The organism is Tahibacter amnicola, assembly GCF_025398735.1.
Classification (GTDB): domain Bacteria; phylum Pseudomonadota; class Gammaproteobacteria; order Xanthomonadales; family Rhodanobacteraceae; genus Tahibacter; species Tahibacter amnicola.
Genome location: NZ_CP104694.1, coordinates 1336635 through 1354723, shown reverse-complemented (window position 1 = coordinate 1354723; position 18089 = coordinate 1336635). Strand labels below are relative to the sequence as shown.

General features: G+C 67.4%; 20 protein-coding genes. 7 read left to right on the top strand and 13 right to left on the bottom strand.

The window, feature by feature from the left end:
- Nucleotides 1-49 precede the first annotated feature (49 nt).
- A complete protein-coding gene (locus N4264_RS05655) occupies nt 50-679 on the top strand; it encodes a 2-hydroxychromene-2-carboxylate isomerase (RefSeq protein WP_261696095.1) in 630 nt (209 codons plus the stop codon).
- Nucleotides 680-692: 13 nt separating this feature from the next.
- On the opposite strand, the gene N4264_RS05650 is transcribed toward N4264_RS05655, so the two are convergent.
- From N4264_RS05650 to N4264_RS05640, 3 genes are all read right to left on the bottom strand, one after another.
- Nucleotides 693-1175 carry a DUF3291 domain-containing protein gene (locus N4264_RS05650; protein WP_261696094.1) on the bottom strand — a complete coding sequence of 161 codons (483 nt, stop codon included), beginning with the start codon at nt 1173-1175 and terminating at the stop codon, nt 693-695.
- Nucleotides 1176-1474: 299 nt separating this feature from the next.
- Nucleotides 1475-1948 (bottom strand): nitrous oxide reductase accessory protein NosL, encoded by a 474-nt coding sequence (locus tag N4264_RS05645; RefSeq protein WP_261696093.1) that lies wholly within the window; start codon nt 1946-1948, stop codon nt 1475-1477.
- A gap of 151 nt (nt 1949-2099) precedes the next feature.
- Nucleotides 2100-3134, bottom strand: a complete 1035-nt coding sequence (locus N4264_RS05640) for a threonine aldolase family protein (protein WP_261696092.1) — start codon at nt 3132-3134, stop codon at nt 2100-2102.
- 83 nt (nt 3135-3217) lie between these two features.
- Between N4264_RS05640 and N4264_RS05635 the strand changes: the two genes are divergently transcribed.
- On the top strand, nt 3218-3862 hold the full coding sequence (locus tag N4264_RS05635; protein ID WP_261696091.1) for a DUF4124 domain-containing protein: 645 nt from the start codon (nt 3218-3220) through the stop codon (nt 3860-3862).
- A gap of 376 nt (nt 3863-4238) precedes the next feature.
- Here N4264_RS05635 and N4264_RS05630 read toward each other — a convergent pair whose 3' ends face one another.
- From N4264_RS05630 to N4264_RS05615, 4 genes are all read right to left on the bottom strand, one after another.
- The gene (locus N4264_RS05630) at nt 4239-4478 is read right to left on the bottom strand and encodes a hypothetical protein (RefSeq protein WP_261696090.1); all 240 of its coding nucleotides are present in this window, start codon (nt 4476-4478) and stop codon (nt 4239-4241) included.
- Nucleotides 4479-4872: 394 nt separating this feature from the next.
- A complete protein-coding gene (locus N4264_RS05625) occupies nt 4873-5370 on the bottom strand; it encodes a methylated-DNA--[protein]-cysteine S-methyltransferase (protein ID WP_282563032.1) in 498 nt (165 codons plus the stop codon).
- Between the two features lie 4 nt (nt 5371-5374).
- On the bottom strand, nt 5375-6256 hold the full coding sequence (locus N4264_RS05620; RefSeq protein WP_261696088.1) for a DNA-3-methyladenine glycosylase family protein: 882 nt from the start codon (nt 6254-6256) through the stop codon (nt 5375-5377).
- 99 nt (nt 6257-6355) lie between these two features.
- The gene (locus tag N4264_RS05615) at nt 6356-7135 is read right to left on the bottom strand and encodes an SDR family oxidoreductase (RefSeq protein WP_261696087.1); all 780 of its coding nucleotides are present in this window, start codon (nt 7133-7135) and stop codon (nt 6356-6358) included.
- Nucleotides 7136-7258: 123 nt separating this feature from the next.
- Here N4264_RS05615 and N4264_RS05610 point away from each other — a divergent pair, with 123 nt between their 5' ends.
- A complete protein-coding gene (locus N4264_RS05610) occupies nt 7259-7486 on the top strand; it encodes a hypothetical protein (protein ID WP_261696086.1) in 228 nt (75 codons plus the stop codon).
- Between the two features lie 56 nt (nt 7487-7542).
- Here the strand turns inward: N4264_RS05610 and sppA are convergent, their stop codons facing one another.
- Nucleotides 7543-9396 (bottom strand): signal peptide peptidase SppA, encoded by a 1854-nt coding sequence (gene sppA / locus N4264_RS05605; RefSeq protein ID WP_261696085.1) that lies wholly within the window; start codon nt 9394-9396, stop codon nt 7543-7545.
- A gap of 56 nt (nt 9397-9452) precedes the next feature.
- Nucleotides 9453-10841 carry an MATE family efflux transporter gene (locus N4264_RS05600; RefSeq protein ID WP_261696084.1) on the bottom strand — a complete coding sequence of 463 codons (1389 nt, stop codon included), beginning with the start codon at nt 10839-10841 and terminating at the stop codon, nt 9453-9455.
- A gap of 173 nt (nt 10842-11014) precedes the next feature.
- Here N4264_RS05600 and N4264_RS05595 point away from each other — a divergent pair, with 173 nt between their 5' ends.
- Genes N4264_RS05595 through N4264_RS05585 form a run of 3 tightly spaced genes read left to right on the top strand, consistent with a single transcriptional unit; the run spans nt 11015 to nt 13499 of the window.
- The gene (locus N4264_RS05595) at nt 11015-12007 is read left to right on the top strand and encodes an NAD-dependent epimerase/dehydratase family protein (RefSeq protein ID WP_261696083.1); all 993 of its coding nucleotides are present in this window, start codon (nt 11015-11017) and stop codon (nt 12005-12007) included.
- Nucleotides 12004-13155, top strand: a complete 1152-nt coding sequence (locus N4264_RS05590; RefSeq protein ID WP_261696082.1) for a DUF3667 domain-containing protein — start codon at nt 12004-12006, stop codon at nt 13153-13155. Before N4264_RS05595 ends, N4264_RS05590 begins: the two co-directional genes overlap by 4 nt.
- Nucleotides 13152-13499, top strand: a complete 348-nt coding sequence (locus N4264_RS05585; RefSeq protein WP_261696081.1) for a DUF4286 family protein — start codon at nt 13152-13154, stop codon at nt 13497-13499. Before N4264_RS05590 ends, N4264_RS05585 begins: the two co-directional genes overlap by 4 nt.
- A 5-nt stretch (nt 13500-13504) precedes the next feature.
- Here the strand turns inward: N4264_RS05585 and N4264_RS05580 are convergent, their stop codons facing one another.
- From N4264_RS05580 to N4264_RS05565, 4 genes are read right to left on the bottom strand one after another with little or no spacing between them, the layout of a single operon-like run.
- Nucleotides 13505-14242, bottom strand: coding sequence for a DUF3106 domain-containing protein (locus tag N4264_RS05580; RefSeq protein ID WP_261696080.1), 738 nt, complete (start codon nt 14240-14242; stop codon nt 13505-13507).
- Entirely contained in the window at nt 14235-14471 is a 237-nt protein-coding gene (locus N4264_RS05575) for a hypothetical protein (RefSeq protein WP_261696079.1), read from the bottom strand. The genes N4264_RS05580 and N4264_RS05575 overlap by 8 nt, the downstream gene beginning before the upstream one ends.
- Nucleotides 14471-14809 carry a DUF3619 family protein gene (locus N4264_RS05570; RefSeq protein WP_261696078.1) on the bottom strand — a complete coding sequence of 113 codons (339 nt, stop codon included), beginning with the start codon at nt 14807-14809 and terminating at the stop codon, nt 14471-14473. The genes N4264_RS05575 and N4264_RS05570 overlap by 1 nt, the downstream gene beginning before the upstream one ends.
- On the bottom strand, nt 14806-15402 hold the full coding sequence (locus N4264_RS05565) for an RNA polymerase sigma factor (RefSeq protein ID WP_261696077.1): 597 nt from the start codon (nt 15400-15402) through the stop codon (nt 14806-14808). The genes N4264_RS05570 and N4264_RS05565 overlap by 4 nt, the downstream gene beginning before the upstream one ends.
- A 453-nt stretch (nt 15403-15855) precedes the next feature.
- Here N4264_RS05565 and N4264_RS05560 point away from each other — a divergent pair, with 453 nt between their 5' ends.
- Nucleotides 15856-18084, top strand: coding sequence for a primosomal protein N' (locus N4264_RS05560; protein ID WP_425508312.1), 2229 nt, complete (start codon nt 15856-15858; stop codon nt 18082-18084).
- Nucleotides 18085-18089: the final 5 nt, after the last annotated feature.

The window sequence follows — 18089 nt, the reverse complement described above, 5'->3', positions numbered from 1 at the left end:
CCAGACGCGTACAAGACACGGCACCGATCACAGCACCGGAGCGCGCGTCATGCAGGCAAGCTGGTACTTCGACTTCATTTCACCGTTTGCCTGGCTGCAATTGCCCAAGGTGGTGGCGTTGCGCGAACGCGTGGCGATCGAGCCGGTACCGATCCTGTTTGCCGCGGTGCTCGACCGGCTGGGCCAGCTTGGGCCCGCCGAAATTCCCGCAAAACGCCGCTTCACGTACCGCTTCGTGCAGTGGCTGGCGGCGCAGGAAGGCACGCTCCTGCGGTTTCCGCCGGCGCATCCGTTCAATCCGTTGCCGGCGCTGCGCCTGTGCGTCGCTGCAGGTGGCGACTGGCCCGCTGTCGAGGCCATTTTCCGGCACATCTGGCAGGAAGGGCGTGACACCGACGCTGCGTCACTGCAAACCGTGGCCGGCTCGCTGGGGGTTACTGACATTGCCCAGGCGCTGGCCGCGCCGGCCGTGAAAGAGGCTGTCCGCGACAACACCGAGCGCGCACTCGCGGCGGGCGTGTTCGGCGTGCCGACACTGCTCATCGGCGACGAGGCATTCTGGGGCAACGACGCGACGGCAATGGCAGCCGACTATCTGGCGCGCCCAGAGACCTTCGCCACGCCCGAATACGCGCGCATCGATGCGCTGCCGCTGGGCATCGAACGCAAACGCGGCTGAATCAGGGTTCGGGTTACGCCACGTCCGGCACGTCGCTTGGTTTGACCGGCTGGCCGGGTGGCGCGAATGCCGTGCGGAAGGAAAACGCCTCGGCGGTGGGGCCCTGTGTGCGAAGCAGGTCCAGCTTCGCCTTGGCTTCGTCGAGATCCGGCCGGTGGCCTTCGGGCACCCACCACAGCACGGCGTAGGCCTCGGGCATGCGGTCGAACCATTCGCCACGGCGGCGCAGAATTTCAACGTGATCACTCTTGAACGCGAAGCGTGCCAGCGATTCGACGTCTTTCCACACGGACAGGTTGATCAGGATGTCATCGCCCAGTGGCCGCACTTCGCTGGCATAGCCGCCATCGCCCACGAAACGCCAGACATAGCCCGCCGAGGACTCGGCCAGCGCGTTCATCCGGTCGATATTTGCCACGAAATCCGCCATAGACGGCGATTCGAGCGGTTCTTTCATGCGGGCAACGTTCAGTTGCGCCAATTCATAAGCGGACATCCGGTATTCCTCGCGCCGGGTTGACAGGCAACGGCTGCGTCCCGGGCCGGGACGCAGCGACGCGCGGGCTGCACGGGGCAGCCTGCACCGCTTCCTGCTTTCAAAAGGGTAGCGGATGACTGCCCGCCGCCACGCCAAGGACGTGCGGGCAGCGTTTCCCGAACACAAGGGTCCGCCAGCATCGCCAGGCCGGCGGCCATCACACCAGGGCGCGGGGCGTCAGCGCAGACGGATCGTGCGTGCCAGCAGAATCCAGCCAGACAGCGCCGCGCAGGCCACGTAGTAGCCCATCTCGTTCGTCATGGGGTGTCTCCGTCGCTGGCCGGGGTGTTCTCCGTGACCAGGGCATGCTGGCCGACGCGGACCACGCGCCCACCATGACGCGCGGCAAACGCCTCGGCGTCCTGCACGCGCGAGAACCACACGTTCAACTGCCCGGACCAGCGGTGTTCCGACTGGGCGCGGTCATAGGCTTCCATCGACAGGGTGTCCAGGTGCGGACGGTAACGCTCCCAGTCGACGTAGCCGGCTTCCCGGGCCAGCAGCCGCAGGAAGTGCTTGCGCTGCAGGCTCGCGCGGTCGTCGTACAGCTGGCGCAACGAGCGATCCGGCAGCACGCCGGCGGCCTGCAGTCGACGCAAGGCCGGCATGGCGGCCGAAATACGGCCTTCACGCGCGACCCGGTGCAGCTTGCGCGCCTGACACTGGACCACGGTCACCGCCGAAGGCGACGGACGCGCGGCAGGGGACGTCGAAACGGAATGTGCAGACATACCAGCTCCTTCAAAGTCCGGCCGTTCTCGCAGGGGCCAAGGAGGGGTATCGGATTGTTCTGGCAGGCAGGTGCGGCGGCTTTCGCGAGGCGGGCGCCCTGTGCACCCGGCCGCGGAGTCTACCAAAGACGCGCGTGGCGTCCAGCCGGCGCTACCCCAGGCAGGCCGCCACCGCCTGCAACGCGGCATCGACCGCCGCCGCGTCGACATCCAGGTGGGTCACGGCACGCACCGTGTGCCGGCCCATCGGTCCCATGCGCACACCGCGCTCCATCAGCGCCGCGCACAGCGCCGCCGCATCACGACGCGGATCGATGACATCGAAATAGACGAGGTTGGTCTCCACGGTGTCCGGGTCGATCCGAAGCCCGGGCAGACGCGCCAGCCCCTGCGCCAGCCGCCGGGCGTTGGCATGGTCGTCGGCGAGGCGGTCGATGTGGTGATCCAGTGCGTATTCGCAGGCGGCGGCGATGATGCCGCTCTGGCGCATGGCCCCGCCCCAGCGCAACTTCAGGCGTTCGGCTTCGGCGACGAAGCCGGTATCGCCGGCCAGCACCGCGCCGCCCGGCGCGCCCAGCCCCTTGGAGAAGTCCACCCAGACCGAGTCGTACCCTTCCGCGTGTGCTGACGGCGCGGTGCCCGTCGCGACGCAGGCATTGAACAGGCGGGCGCCGTCCATGTGCGTGGCAAGCCCTGCCGCCCGCGCCGTGGAAGCGACGGCCGCCAGCTGCTGCAGCGGCCAGATCGCGCCGCCGCCCAGGTTCGCGGTCTGCTCCACCGTCACCAGGCGCTGTCGCGGCGCGTAGGGACGATCCGGCCGCAACGCCTCGCCCAGTTGCCCGGCGCTGTAGCGGCCGCGGTCACCGGGGATCGCCTGGAGCATGACGCCGGCCAGGGCAGCGGGGCCGCCGCCCTCAAAGCCGATCAGGTGCGAGGTGGTATCGCACAGGACCTCATCACCCGGCCGGCAATGCACGGCCAGCGCGATCTCGTTGCACATCGTGCCCGAGGGCAGGTAGATCGCCGCCGGCTTGCCCAGCAGCGCCGCACAGCGCGCCACGAGGCGGTTCACGGTGGGGTCCTCGCCCGCGCGCTCGTCGCCGACCTCCGCCTCTGCCATCGCCCGGCGCATGGCGGCGGTCGGCCGTGTCTTGGTGTCGCTGAAGAAGTCGAGGAAGTCCGCCATGGCAGCACCTTGGCAAAGGGCGTGAGCTTGGCCAGATCCGGGGGTGATCCGCAAGAGGGATGCGCGGCGTAGAATCGCCCGCCATGAGAGTCGCGCTTCCCGGAAGTGTGCTTGGCATCGGCCTGATTGTGGCCTTCGGCGCTGCTGCGGCGGCGACCACGGGATACCGCTGCACCGACGCCAGCGGCCGTATCGCCTTCCAGGACAAACCCTGCACGGCGGGCCACGACACCACGGCATTCCAGTACGAGCGCGGCGACGGCGCGATCGCCGAAGCACCACCCGCCGCACCACCGGCTCCGGCCCCGGCCGCCGCGCCATCGGTCGTACAGACACCCATCGCCCGACCGCCGGTACCGCCCCTGTTCCGCTGCGTGCGCGCCGACAACGAGAAGGTCTACTACAGCGACACCGGGGACACCGCTCCCTATGCCGTCCCGGCCGGAGTGCTGGGTATCCCGTCCTCGTCGCTGGCGGAGAACGCGCATGTATCGGCGCCCGAGCTCAACCGCACGCCGATCGCCGCGCCTGGCACGTCGCGCGACATCGCCGCGGCGTATGTGCAGGTGCAGGATCGCTGCGTCCGCATGAGCCCCGCTGAGGCCTGCCGCCAGTTCCGCGTCCAGCTTGACCAGAATCTTGCGCGCCAGCGGTCCGCATCGGGCGACGAACGCGAAGGCATCCGGCGGGAAGCACAGGCCATTGCCGAGAAACTGGCCGGCTGCTGACCAAACTGTGCGCAAACCGCTCGATCGCCAGCGCAGCCGCGGCCAGCACGGTTTGATCCACAAGCTTCTCCCACGGTTTGTCCACAGGCGCTGTGGATAAGCGCGCCGCCACACCGCGCACTTCCACAACGCCGCGTTGTATATGTGTATTCTGGCAGGCTGGGCAAAATTTCGACAAACAGGACGAACCCCGCGCGGCCGCTGCCAATCAGGGTCCTGCCCACAGGCTTGTCACCACACTTGTCCACAGGCCCTGTGGATAGTGCGCGATGCCTGGCGAAAAACTCAGCAAACCGGGCGGAACCCTTGCGCCGCAAGGCCTGCAGAATTCCATCCACAGGCTTTTCCGAGCGGTAATCCACAGCGCCTGTGGATTTCATCGCGCGCCCGCATTATTTACCACATTGCTACTTTGCAGCGCACGCCTGCCGCCATGGTTGATCAAGATTTCACCAAACCGTGCCAGGACCGCGCCGGGCCTGGCGATGCGCGGCTCATGCACAGCGTTGTCACCATGCTTGTCCACAGGCCCTGTGGATAGCGCGCACCAACTGGCGAAATATTCGCCAAACTGCTCGAAAGCCTTGCGCAGAACGGTCAACAGGAATCCGTCCACAGGCTTTTCCGGGCAGATGTCCACAGCCCCTGTGCATAAACGCCGGAGGGGGTACACATGACCACGTGTATACCTGCGCCGACGCGATGCGACTCCCGCTCTGCTCATTTCTTGCGCAAATCGGGCCAGCCCCGCGCTACGCCTGGCGATGCGCCAGCCATTCACAGACTTGTCCTCACAGTTGTCCACAGGCCCTGTGGATAGTCTGAAGCGACCTGCGCAAAAAGCGGCCAGAATGCTCAGAGCCCTTGTGCCACAAGGGATGTAGCGGTTCATCCACAGGCTTTTCCGGGGGGATTTCCACAGCGCCTGTGAGTAACTGCGCGCCGGGTTTTCCACAGCACGCGCCCGCGGCCGGCGTCTACGCCTCGTAGAGGAATCGACGCCGGCAGCCTCAGCGCAGGTGCAGCGGTGGCGGCGGTGCGTAGCGGCGTTCGTGGTCGAGCAGCCAGCGCTTGAGCGGAAGGCCACCGCCGAAGCCGGTCAATTCTCCGCGACTGCCGATCACGCGATGGCAGGGCACGATGATGGGAATCGGATTGGCGCCATTGGCGGCGCCCACGGCGCGGCTCGCACTCGGCCTGCCCAGGCGCGAGGCCAGGTCGCCGTAGCTGCAGGTATCACCGCACGCGATCGTCAGCAGCGCGTTCCATACCTGCAGTTGAAAGGGCGTGCCGCGCAATTGCAGCGGTAGGTCGAAGGCGAACCGCCGTCCGTCGAAATAGTCGAGCAGTTGCTCGCGCGCGTCGGCGAAGCAGGCCGGATCGTGCACCCAGCCGGGCGCCGGCGACGCGGCTGCGCCGTGTTCCGGGAAATCGATCCGCACCAGCCCGTTGGCGTCGCCCGCCAGGAGCAGCGGCCCGATCGGGGTGGACAGAATATCGTAGTGCATCACTCTACCCCGCCATGCGCCACAGCAGCAGCACTGCATAGGCACGATAGGGCCGCCAGGCCTGGCTTTCGCGCTCCAGCGCGGCGGCAGAGAAGCAGTGGCCCGGCTGCAACACTTTACGTAGCACGATATCGGCGGCCGGGAAGGCGTCGCGATGGCGCAGGGCGCGCATCGCCATGTAGTGGGCGGTCCAGGGACCGATACCCCGCAATGTCACGCAGCGCTCCACGAAGGTTTCCAACGGCTGCTCCGGCTCGAAGGACAGTGCGCCGTCGACGACGGCGCGCGCGACCGTATGCAGGGTTGCGATACGCGCGCCGGTCAGGCCCAGGCCGTCCAGGTCGGCGTCGGCCAGCACCCGCGCGTCGGGAAAGACAGCGTCCGCGGGCGCCAGATACGGCGAATCCGGCCGATGGCCGTGGCGCGCCACGATGCGCGCGGCGAGCGTGCGCGCCGCCGCGACGGTGATCTGCTGGCCCAGCACTGCCCGTACCGCCAGTTCGAAGCCGTTCCAGCAACCCGGCACGCGGATGTCCGGATGACGGCGGGAGCCCGGCGCCAACCGCGGATCGCGTCGCAGGCGGCGGCGGACAGCAGCCATGTCGGTATCGAGGTCGAACAGGTCCCGCGCGCGTTCGCAGACACGCGCCGCACTCGCTGCCGATGGATGCGAGACCGTCACCCGCAGCAGGGCATCGTCGGGGTCCTGCGTTACCGAGAACCAGCCTGCCGTGCCTTCGTCGACGAACACGCGCCGGTAGGTGGATCCATCCACGGACTCCACGCCGGGAATCGCGCGGCGCTCGAAGAAGCGCAGCACGGCGTTCCAGTCGTAGGCGGGTTCAATGGCAAGCCGGTGCTGGTGCAGGGGAAGCGGTGCAGGCATGGTTCCAGAGCCTGGCCCTGGAGTGCGCGGCGCGCCATCCGGTTCCTGCGGCAGCCGCCCGAAAGGCATCTGGCAGTTCGGCCGGGCGCGGACCATGCTTCAGAATCCGTAGCGAAGGAAACCGCCGTCGACGGCGATGCACTCGCCAGTGACGTAGCTGGCGGCCGGCAGGCACAGGAAGGCCACCGCAGCGGCCACTTCTTCCGGCTCGCCGATCCGTCCCATCGGCGTACGCGACAGCACCTCTTCGAGGTATTCCGGATCCGCCAGCACCGGCTCGGAACGTTGCGTGCGGATGTACCAGGGCGCGACGGCGTTGACGCGGATGCCGTCCTCGGCCCATTCGCAAGCCAGATTGTGGGTGAGCTGGTGCAGCGCAGCCTTGGTGAGTCCATACGGCGAGCCGGTACGCACGTGCGTCAGCCCGGATACGGATCCCACATTCACGATGGCCGCACTGCCGTGTTCGGCCAGCTGCGGATACGCCAGGCGGCACAGTTCGAAGGCGCTGATCACGTTGGTCTCGATCAGGCCGCGGTACTCGGCCTCGGTGTAATCGAGCGTGGCCTTGCGCACATTGGTCCCGACGTTGTTCACCAGCACGGAAAGGCTGGTGCCGCGATCGGCGATCCAGTCGAACAATTCCAGGCGCTGTTCCTGTACGGCGAGGTCAGCGGCGAAGCCGTCGATGTCGCGGTCCGGGAATTCCTCGGCCAGCTCGGCGCAGGACGTCTCCAGGTGCGTTTCATCGCGCGCCACGAGAATCACATCGGCGCCAAGCCCGGCCAGTTCGCGCGCGCAGGCGAACCCAATGCCCTTGCTGGCGCCGGTCACCAGCGCCATGCGGCCATCCAGCCGCCAGCGTGAAGCTGTCGTCATCGCTCTGCCCTTGTTGCGAGCCCTTCAAAGGGGGCAAGACTTTACCGCAGCACTCGCGCCGCTGTCCCCGACAGGACTCACGCCAGTCCGGTGGACCCGCTACTCTGTCGTACCTGACCTGCTATGGAGAAGGCCCATGTCGCGCACTGCCTGGATCTTTCCGCTCGCCCTGCTGCTCACCGCGTGCACCGGCGACGCACCGCCGCCGCCACCTGCACCACCCCGCCGCCGGCCCAGACCGTGATCGATCCGCAGCTCAAGGCGCTGGAACGCGCCAAGGCCGTGGAACAGACAGTCGAACAGCACAAGCAGGAAATCGACGCGCGGCTGAAGGAAGCGGAAGGTCAGTAACTACCTGCGCCGCGAGCCCCGTTGCGAGGGGCTCGCGCTGCGGGCGGCACGGGGCACTAGCGCACTTCGCAGAAACAGTAGGCGTAGATGGTCGGCTTTCCGCTGGCCGCCCCGCGCAACAGGCGCAACGGACGCTGCAGGTCAGCCGCCTCTGCCAGGAAGGATGCCTCCGGCCGCAGTGCGGAAATCTGTGCAAGTGCCCGCGCGCCGGACGAGCCGGCGACGTCCATCAGGAAACTCTCGAACGCGCTCATGGGTTTCTCGATGTAGCGCGTGGTCCAGTGGGACCCCAGGTTGGCGCGCTCCGCGGCCGCGCTGATCGCGGCATCCAGTCCGCCGAGCTTGTCGACCAGCCCCCGCTCCAACGCCTGGCGTCCGATCCAGACCCGGCCGCGCGCCACTTCTTCGATCGCCTCGGTTTCCTTGCCACGCGCCGCAGCGACACGGCTGATGAAATCGCGATAGCCCTTTTCAAGCACGGCCTGGATCACCGTGCCCACCGCCGGATCGAGCGGCAGACGCGGGTCGTAGGCCCCGGCGAAGGGCGTCGTGCCGACCCCATCGGTATGCACGCCGATCTTCTCCAGCGTCTCGGGCACGCTGACGAAAAGGCCGTAAATACCGATCGAGCCGGTGATCGTACCGGCCTGGGCGTAGATCTCGTCGGCGTTCATGGAGATCCAGTACCCCCCGGAGGCGGCCACATCGCCCATCGATACCACCATGGGCTTGCCCGCCGCCTTGATCAGTTCCACCTCGCGCCGGATCTGTTCCGACGCGAAGGCCTCGCCCCCCGGGGAATTCACCCGCAGCACGACGGCCTTGACCTTGTCGTCCTCGCGCGCGCGGCGCAGCAGGTTGGCCGTGGATTCGCCGCCCACCGTGCCCGGCGCCTGCTCGCCGTTGAAAATATCCCCCTCGGCGACCACGACGGCGACAGCCGGCCGCAGCTCGGCGAATGCGTCGCGCACATTCATGGCGTCGTAGTCGCGCCAGCTGACCTGGCGGAAACTGTGAATGGCCTCGTCGCGTTCCCCTTTCTCGATCAGGATCTGGCGCGCCTCGTCACGCGTGGCCAGGCGATCGACCAGATTGGCCGTGAGGGCGATCCTGGCCAGATCACCGTCCGCATCCTTGATCGTCTCCGGCAGCAATTCGATGCCATTCTGGATGGCCCGCGGCGCCAGCTTGCGGCGACTCCCGACCTCGGCCAGCCAGTTTTCCCACAGCCCGCCCAACCAGAACAGATCGGCCTCGCGCGCCTCGGGCGAGGCATGGTTCATCACGTAGGGCTCGGCCGCCGACTTGTACTCACCCACTCGGAACAGGTGCACCTTCACCGCGAGCTTGTCGAGCAGGTCCTTGTAGTAGTTGCGGTAGCTGCCAAACCCCGTGAGCAGGATGGCGCCGTCCGGATGGAGCAGGATCTGGTCGGCATAGGTGGCCAGGAAGTACTGCATCTGGTTCATGCCGTCGGACACGGCGATGACTTCCTTGCCGGAGGAGCGGAAGCGCTCCAGCGCGGTACCGATCTCGGTGAGCGTCGCGATGCCTGCGCCGCGGATCTCATCGGGCATCAACACGATTCGTTCGATGTTCGGATCGTGCGTGGCCTTCTCGATCACGCGCAGCAGGTCGCGCAACTGCACTTCCGAGCCTTTCTCGCCGACCATGCGCGACAGCGCGCGCGAACCCGGGTCGGACTTGTACTGCTCGACGATTTCCCCCTTCGGATCGAGCACCAGCGCGGTGCGCGGATGCACGACCGGCGAGGGTGCGAACAACGCCAGGACGAAGATCAGCAGGATCAGGAAGAACAGCGCGTTGAGCACCAGCCTGCGCGTGAAATTGAGGGCCGCCCAGATTCCGCCGAAGAACCGGCGTATCACTCCCGGCTTTCGCTCGGTCATGGATATCTCCAAAGCACTGCAATCGATCGATGACGACTATTGTCTCGCGTCTGCGGTCAAGAATCCCGCAAGGCCGGCGCCGCCTGCCAGCGTCCTCGCCGGGCCCGGCTGTAGAAGCGCCAGAACAGCAGCAGGGCCGCTACCGAGAGCCCCGCGATCAGGCCCATCCAGATGCCACGCGCGCCCATGCCGCGTCCGAACGCCAGCCACACGCCGACCGGCATGCCGATGCCCCAATAGGCCAGCACCGTGACCAGCATGGGGATGCGGGTATCTTTCAGCCCGCGCAGCGCACCGTTCGAGGCGACCTGGATACCATCGGGAAATTGAAAGAGGCCGGCCAGTACCAGAAGTTCAGAGGCCAGGGCGATCACGCCCAGATCCTTCGTGTAGAGGCTGGCGATCGTGCCCGGAAAGAGCAGCATCACCGTCGTGCCCGCCAGCTGCGTGGCGAACGCCAGCGCGATGCCGCAGAAGCCGGCATAGCGCACGCCGCGCACGTCGTTGCGCCCGACCGCATGTCCGACACGGACGGTGATCGCCAGCGCCAGCCCGAGCGGTACCATGAACGCGATGGATGACACGTTCAGCGCGATCTGGTGACTGGCCACCGTGGTTTCGCCCAGCCGCCCGATCGCCAGTGCCGCGGCGACGAACAGGCTGGCTTCCATGAACACGGCGATGCCCATGGGCAGGCCGATGCGCAACAGCTCCGCCACGGGCTGCCAGCGCGGGCGGTCCCATTGGGTGAACAGGGCCAGCGGTCGGTACTCGGCGCGCCAGGCCAGCCAGCCCAGATAGGCCGCGAACTGCAGCCAGATCACGATCGCGGTGGCCGCGCCGGTACCTGCCGCGCCCATGGCCGGCAGGCCGAACTTGCCGTACATGAGGATCCAGCCGATCGGCACGAGCACGACGAGGCCCAGCAGGCCGAAATACATGGTCGGCCAGGTGAGCCCGTTGCCTTCGCTGACGCCCCGCACGGCGAAGTAGCCGGTCAGCGCGGGAGCGCCCCAGGCGATGGCCCGCAGAAAACCCGTCGTATCCGCGTGCAACGCCGGATCCACGCCGATCAGCGTCACCAGGGCCGGCCCGCCATGGCGCACGGCCAGGAACAGCACCACGCCCAAGGCGGCAGCGAGCCACAGGGCCTGGCGGAACAAGGGCCCGATCTCCGCCTGGCGGCCTGCGCCGGACAACTGAGCCACCGACGGCGGCAATGCCATCATCACACCCAGTGCGGCAACGAAGGCGAGCGCCCAGATGCTGGCGCCCACGGCAACCGCGCCCAGGGTGTGCGCATTCAGGTGGCCGGCCAGCATCGCGTCGACGAAAGTCATGCCTACGCCACTGAGCTGGCCGGCGATCAACGGGCCGGCCAGACGTACGGTGTCGCGGAGTTCGCTCTGCAAGCGCGGGGTGTCGAAGGCTAGAATCGGAGCCATGGAGAGAGGTCGGGGCAACGGCGCAGTCTAGCCGATACGGCCGGCAGGCCTGTCTTCCGCCGGCGGAAGCGCAATGCGACGGCGCAGGGCCTCCTGCGAGGCCTTCGGCTTGCCAGCCGCCGGGATTGCCAAGGGTGATGTGGCCATGGGGGTCCATCCAGTCTGGGGATGCGATGACACGCGTACTGCTGACCGGCGCAACAGGATTCCTCGGCGAACACCTCCTCCGCCAGCTGGTGGAACAGGGTGTCGCGGTCGCCGCCCTGCACCGCAGCGACGAATCCCGCGATGCGCTCGCCGCGCTGGGCGCCGAGCCGATCCAGGGCGACCTGCGCGATCCCGCGAGCCTCGCCGCGGCGCTGGCGATTCCGACCGACGCCATCTTCCACGCCGCGTCGGATGCATCGACCTGGCGCCTGCACAACGCCGAGCAGACCCGCAATAACGTCGACGGCACGGCGAACTTGCTGGCGGCGGCGCGCGAGTCGGGCACACGACGCTTTGTATACACTTCCACCGTTGCCGCCTACGGCAAGGTCGAGCATTCTGCGCTGTTCGAGGCCTTGCCGCGCCTGGGCGTGGAGTCGTGGATCAACTACGAACGCAGCATGGCGCTGGCAGAACTGCTGGTGCGCGACGCCGGGCGGCGCGGCGAAATCGAAACGGTGATCCTGGCCCCCCCACGGATACTTGGCCCCGGCGACAGGCGCCACTGGGCGCGACTGATCCGGCTTATCGACCAAGGTCGGCTACCGGGCGCGCCGCCGGGCAGTGGAACATTCTCGGATGTGCGCGAAGTGGCGCGGGCACACATCGCCGCATGGCGCAGCGGCCGGCACGACGAATGCTGGCTGCTCGGCGGCGAACACGCCACCTATCTGGATTTCATTCGCATGGTAGCCGACGAGCTGGGCCGCCCCGCACCACGCCGCGCCACGCCCGAAGCGGTGGTGCGGGCGTATGCGCGCATGCTCGACGTCCTCAGCCTGGTCACGCGCCGCGAACCGCGCCTCACACCCGAAGCCGTGGACATGACCTGCCGCCAGCTGCGGGTGGACTGCCGCAAGGCCGAATCGGAGCTGGACTATCGCAAGACGCCCTTGCCGATCCTGATCCGCGATACGCTTGCATGGATGCGCAGCCAGGGAATGTTGCGACCCCAATGACACAAGCACCGCTTTCAACCGATTCCGCCGCGCGCTGCGCCAACTGCGATGCGCCGCTGCATGGTTCGTATTGCTACTCCTGCGGCCAACCCCTCAAGGGCATGATCCGTCCCTTGTCGGGCATGATGGCCGACGTCCTCGACAGCGTCTTCAATGTCGATTCGCGCATTCTGCGCACGCTCGGCCCACTATTCTGGCGCCCCGGCTTCCTTACGACCGAGTATTTCCAGGGACGGCGCGTGCGCTATGTCACGCCCTTCCGCCTGTTCTTCGTGATGACCCTGGTGGCGTTCTTCGCGGTCCAGACCTACATGGACCGCGCCGGCATGGACCGCGCGCCGATCTTCATCGCCGACGGGGGCGACCTGCGCGGTGCCAAGACGCCCGAGGCGGTGCAGGCCGCCGTGGACAAGGAGATCGCTGAGCTGGAGCGCGCCAAGGCCAAGGACGGCATCGCCGCCGCGGCGCAGGCGCCCCTGGTGATCGCCCAGGAACGCATCAAGGAGTCGGGCCGCCTGCGCATCCAATGGCTCAAGGAGGTCGAGGAAGCGAAGAACAAGGGCGCCCCGCCACCACCGGAACCCGGTATCGATGACGGCACAATGTCGTTCAACGGCACGCCCTGGAACGCCAAGACCAATCCGCTCACGTTCGAAAGCCTGCCCGAGAGCGTGAACGACAAGATCAACGATCTGATCGGCAATGCGCGCAAGAACCTCATCCTGGCCAAGAGCGATCCGCGCCGCCTGGTCACCGGCTTCTTCACCGTGCTGCCGCAGACGCTGTTCTTCCTGATGCCGCTGTTCGCCGTCCTGCTGAAGTTCTTCTATCTCTTCAAGCGGCGGCTCTACATGGAACACCTGATCGTTGCGCTGCACAGCCATGCTTTTATCGCGATGGCGACACTGTCGCTGGCGATCCTCGGTCACGTCCGTCTGAGCGTGACGGCACTCGACGCGCCGCTGGGCTGGCTGCAGTTCGGAATCAGCTGGTGGATTCCGCTCTACCTGCTACTGATGCAGAAGCGGGTCTATCGCCAGGGATGGATCATGACCATCCTCAAATTCGGCACGATCGGCATCTGCTACACGGTGCTGATCTCGCTGGCCATCGTCTTTGCCGCCCTCGTGAGCCTCGCCGTCACATGATCATCTACGAAGTCGCCGTCGAAGTGGACCGCGCCATTGAAAAGAACTACCGCGAATGGTTGCGCGGCCATGTCGAGGAAATCATCGCCCTGCCCGGCTTCCTGCACGCGACCGTGCACGACCGGTGCGACGTCCTGGAAAACACCGACCGTGTCGGCGTGGTCATGCATTACACGCTGACGGACCAGTCCGCCCTCGACAGCTATCTCGCGGCGCACGCCCCGCGCCTGCGCGAGGATGCGCTGAACCGTTTTGGTGGCCGGTTCAGTGCGACCCGGCGGGTCATGCAGCCGATGCTCACACTGCACGCCGCTGCCGTTCGCGCCGAGGGCGCGCAGGCCTGACTGTCCTAATCCAGACCGTCGCCGGCCGGTGCCTTGCCGGGCGGTTCGGGCGGCGCCAGCGCCTGCAGGCGGCGCAGCCGCGCCGCCGGATCGAGCGCGAGCAATTCGCTACGTAGCGCCGGCCGCTGCGCCTGAGGTACCGACTGCATGGCGCGACGGAACAGACGGCGTTCCTTCGGCGTGAAGTTCTCCAGCATCGTACGCATGGGTTCGCGCTCGGACTCCGGCAGCTTCTGCAGCCAACGACGCTCGGCCATGGCACGGCGCTCCGTCTCGGCGCCATGCAGGAAGGCGCGCCGCTCCTGCGGCGTCATGTTCTGGAATTCTTCGCGCAACCGCTGCCGCTCGGCCGGCGGAAGGTTACGGAAGCGCTCCAGCCCCTTCTTGATGCGCGCCTGCTGATCAGCCGGCAACTGGCGAAATGCCTTGAAGCGGTCGCGCATGGCCTGTTTCTGTTCGGCCGGCAGGGCCTGCCAGCGGTCGAAACGATCCTGCGCCTCCTGGCGCTGCTCCGGCGTCATCGTGGCCCAGCGCGCGGCGCCGCGGCGCAGCTTCTGCTGCTGTTCCGGAGGCAGCTGCGCCCACTGCGCCGCGAACGGCTGGAGATACTCCTGCTCGGCTGCTGTCAGGGACTGGAAGGCGACCGGCGCGGCCGAAGCCGGCCCGGTCTGCGCCGAAGCCGAAAGGCTCACAACCAGGACCAGCGCGCAGCACAGGACACACAGCGAGCGGAACTTACTCATCGCCGTCATCCTCTGCGCCAGCGGCGCGGGCGTCTTGCGCCGCTGCCACGTCGATCGGATCGACCCACTCGCCATTGCTATCCTCGAATTCCGACAGAAACAGCAGCAGCTCGGCGCGCGGCGCAGCATCGGAACGGGCGGCCTTCACGGGCTGGGAGGCCCGTGGCGGATCCGGCGGTGATGCCGGTGCTGGCGCCTGCGCCGACGCATTGGCCGCGAACAGGGCCATCAGCCATTTTGCTCGGCCTCCGCTTCCAGCCATGCGTAGAACTCCAGATCGTCGACAAATTCCAGCGCTTCTTCTTCCGGAACATCCAGCACCGGGCTGGCGGTGCTGGCGGCGGGGGCCAAAGGATGCACCGGTTCGCGCTGCCACAACAGCGCCACCGCCAGCACCAGCGAGGCGGCAGCCGCCAGGCCCATCGGCATCCAGGCATTCTGGCGCGGCGGCGCGGCAAGGGCGCGCTGCCGTGCGCGATTGAGCCGCGACAGCGTCGCGGCGTCGAGGCCGTCGACCGAGTCGTCGAGCAGACGGCGGATCTGGTCGGTGGCGTTGTCCGGCTTCATCGATGCTCCTCCAGCGTCACGCGCAGGCTGTTGAGCGCGCGCCACAAATGCGTCTTCACACTGCCTTCGCTGCAGCGCATGGCCGTGGCGGTGTCGGCCACGTCCAGGCCTTCCCAGATGCGCAACAGGAACGCCTGCCGCTGGCGCAAGGGTAACGCCTTCAACGCGCCGTCCAACGCGGCACCCGCATCGGCACCGGCCAGTCGCGCCAGGGGGCCCACTTCGCCGGGGTCTGGAATATCCGCGAGCAGGTCCGAATCATCGTCATCGTCGCGCGCCGGACGCAGGAACGCCAGCCAGCGGCCGCGCACCGTGCTGCGCCGGTGCCAATCCGTCAGCCGGCTGTCGAGCACCCGGTGGAACAAGGGCGGCCACTCGGCCGCCGGTTTTGTGGCGTAGTTACGCACGAACGCGAGCATGCTGTCCTGCACGACGTCCAACGCCTCGTCCTTGTCGCCGACAGATAACTCAGCCATGCGCAAGGCGCGTCGTTCCACGCCACGCAGGAAGTGATCCAGCCTGACCCTTGCATCGGCAAGCTCACCGTCCTCGGCCTGCATCCAACGCGTCCCGTCCACTCTGGTCCCGATCATTCTAGGCTCTCGACCCGCCCGTTGATCGCCCCAACGCACCACCGGCCGACCGGTTGACATCGACCAAATTCAGCAGTGACGCGGGTTCCGGATCCGCCCCCCTTGTCAAGGGTTGTGCACAGGCTGGAGCTGCCGATGCGGCGATGGGCGCGAATCGCGCGTTTGTCAGATTTTGACTTTTTATGGCAACTTAAATCGTTGTTTTGCAAGCTATATTTCAGATTGATTAAAGATTCGCCAAGCCAAGCAGACACTAGTCGTGACGGCCTTTTCGGGGGTCTGGCCGGCGTTGGTCCACAAGCTTATCCACAGGTCTTGTGGATAAGCGGCGAACTCGTTTAAAAACAATATTTTACGTCATATTTGTCAATATTCTGGCAATAATTGCGCGTAAGCGCGGAAATGGTGTCGGCAGCACTCGGAACGGCCCTGCGGCCTATGCGAAAATGGCGTGTGCCGCCCGCCCCCCTGCCTCGCGACCCGACTGCGCTGCCCATCCTCAAGGTGGCCGTCCCCGTTCCCCTGCCCCAGGTGTTCGACTACCGCGCGCCGCGGGGTACCGGCGTGCGCCCTGGGTGCCGCGTCGAAGTGCCGTTCGGGCGTGACCGCCGCGTGGGCGTGGTTGTCGGCCACGCCAGCGAAAGCGATGTTCCACCGGGAAAACTCAAGCCGGTGACCGCGGTGCTCGACGAAACGCCGCTGGTCAATGGCGAATGGCTGGCCACCCTGCAATGGGCATCGCGCTATTACCAATGCGCCCTGGGCATCGCGCTGGAGACTGCCCTGCCGGTCGGCCTGCGCCAGGCCAAGCCCCTGCCCTTCGAGGGCTATCGCGCGCTGGCGCTGAGCGCGCATGGCCGCCAGATGGTGTCCGACCCGCCGTTGCGCCGCGGCAGCCGCGTGCGCAGCCTGTTCGAGCGCCTGGCCGAGGGCCCGGTGACCTATGCTGCCCTCGATACCGACTTGCCCGGCTGGCGCGACAGCGCAACCGCGCTGCGCCATCGCGGATTTATCGAAACGGTATCCCTGTCTGCCAGTGCACCGGTCGGCGCGCGCGTGCCGGGGCCACCGCTCAATCCCCATCAGACCGAAGCCATCGGCGCGGTCACGGCCAGTTTCGGCCGGTTCCAGCCCTGGCTGCTGGAAGGTGTGACCGGCAGCGGCAAGACGGAGGTTTACCTGGGGCTGGTCGAAGCCGCGCTCGCGCGCGATCGCCAGGCCCTGGTGCTGGTGCCCGAAATCGGCCTGACGCCCCAGACCCTGCGCCGATTCCGCGACCGCTTCGGTCCCGCTGTTCACGCCCTGCACTCGGGCCTGGCCGAAGGCGAACGATCGCGCGCATGGCTGGCGGCGGCGCGCGGGGATGCGAAAGTCATCCTGGGAACGCGCTCGGCCATCTTCGCTCCCTTGCCGGCGCTGGGGCTGATCGCGGTCGATGAAGAGCACGATGCGTCCTACAAGCAGCAGGACGGCTTCCGTTACAGCGCCCGTGACCTGGCACTCGTACGGGCGCGGGCGCTGTCGATCCCCGTCGTTCTGGGTTCGGCCACGGCGTCGCTGGAAAGCCTGGCCAACGCCGAATCCGGCCGTTACGCACGGTTGACCCTGCCGCAACGCGCCGGCGCCGCGAAGCCACCGACCTTGCACATCGTCGACCAGCGCCGCGCCCGGCTCGTGCACGGGCTGGCACCGGAGCTGGTGAGTGCCATCAAGGCCTGCGTACAGCGCGGCGAGCAGGCCCTCATCTTCCGCAACCGGCGCGGCTATGCGCCGGTCTTGCTCTGCCACGACTGTGGCTGGCACGCCGACTGCGAGCGTTGCAACAAACCGATGACGTTTCACCGCGGGCGCGGGCGCCTCGTCTGCCACCATTGCGAGGCGGAGCGGCGTGTTCCGGTGCAATGCCCCGAATGCCACGGGCCGGCGCTGCAACCGCAGGGCCAGGGCACCGAACGGCTGGAGGAATCCCTCGGCGAGCTGTTTCCCGGCGTCCCGGTGATCCGCGTGGACCGCGAGACCACGCGTAACCGCGGTGCCATGGAGGCATTGCTGGACCGGCTGGGGCCGCACCAGTCGGGTATCTATGTCGGCACGCAGATGCTGGCCAAGGGGCACGACCTGCCCAACCTGACCCTGGTGGCCATCCTCGGCGTGGACGAGGGGCTGCACAGTGTGGATTTCCGCGCTTCGGAGCGGCTCGGCCAGCTGGTGGTGCAGGTCAGCGGCCGCGCCGGCCGGGCGCACAAGCCTGGCGCGGTGTATCTGCAAACGCACCATCCCGACCACGCCCTGCTGGCGAAACTGCTGCGGGGCGGTTATCGCGCGCTGGCCGAAAGCCTGCTGGCCGAGCGCCGCGCCGCTGAACTGCCCCCCTTTGCACACCTGGCGCTGCTGCGCGCCGAAGCCAAGGACGGCGAGCGCAGCCTGGCCTTCCTCAACGACGCCGCCGCGGCAGCCCGGGAAACGGAACCGGGCAGCCTCGACGGCATTGAATTCATGGGTCCCTTCCCGGCGCCGATGCCCCTGCGCGCCGGACTTCATCGCTTCCAGCTCATTGCCTCGTCGACCGATCGCGCGCGCCTGCAGGCCTGCCTGCCGCGCTGGCTGGACCGGATCCGGGCGCTGCCCTCGGCGCGCCAGGCGCGCTGGTCACTGGACGTGGACCCGATCGATCTCTACTGACATCA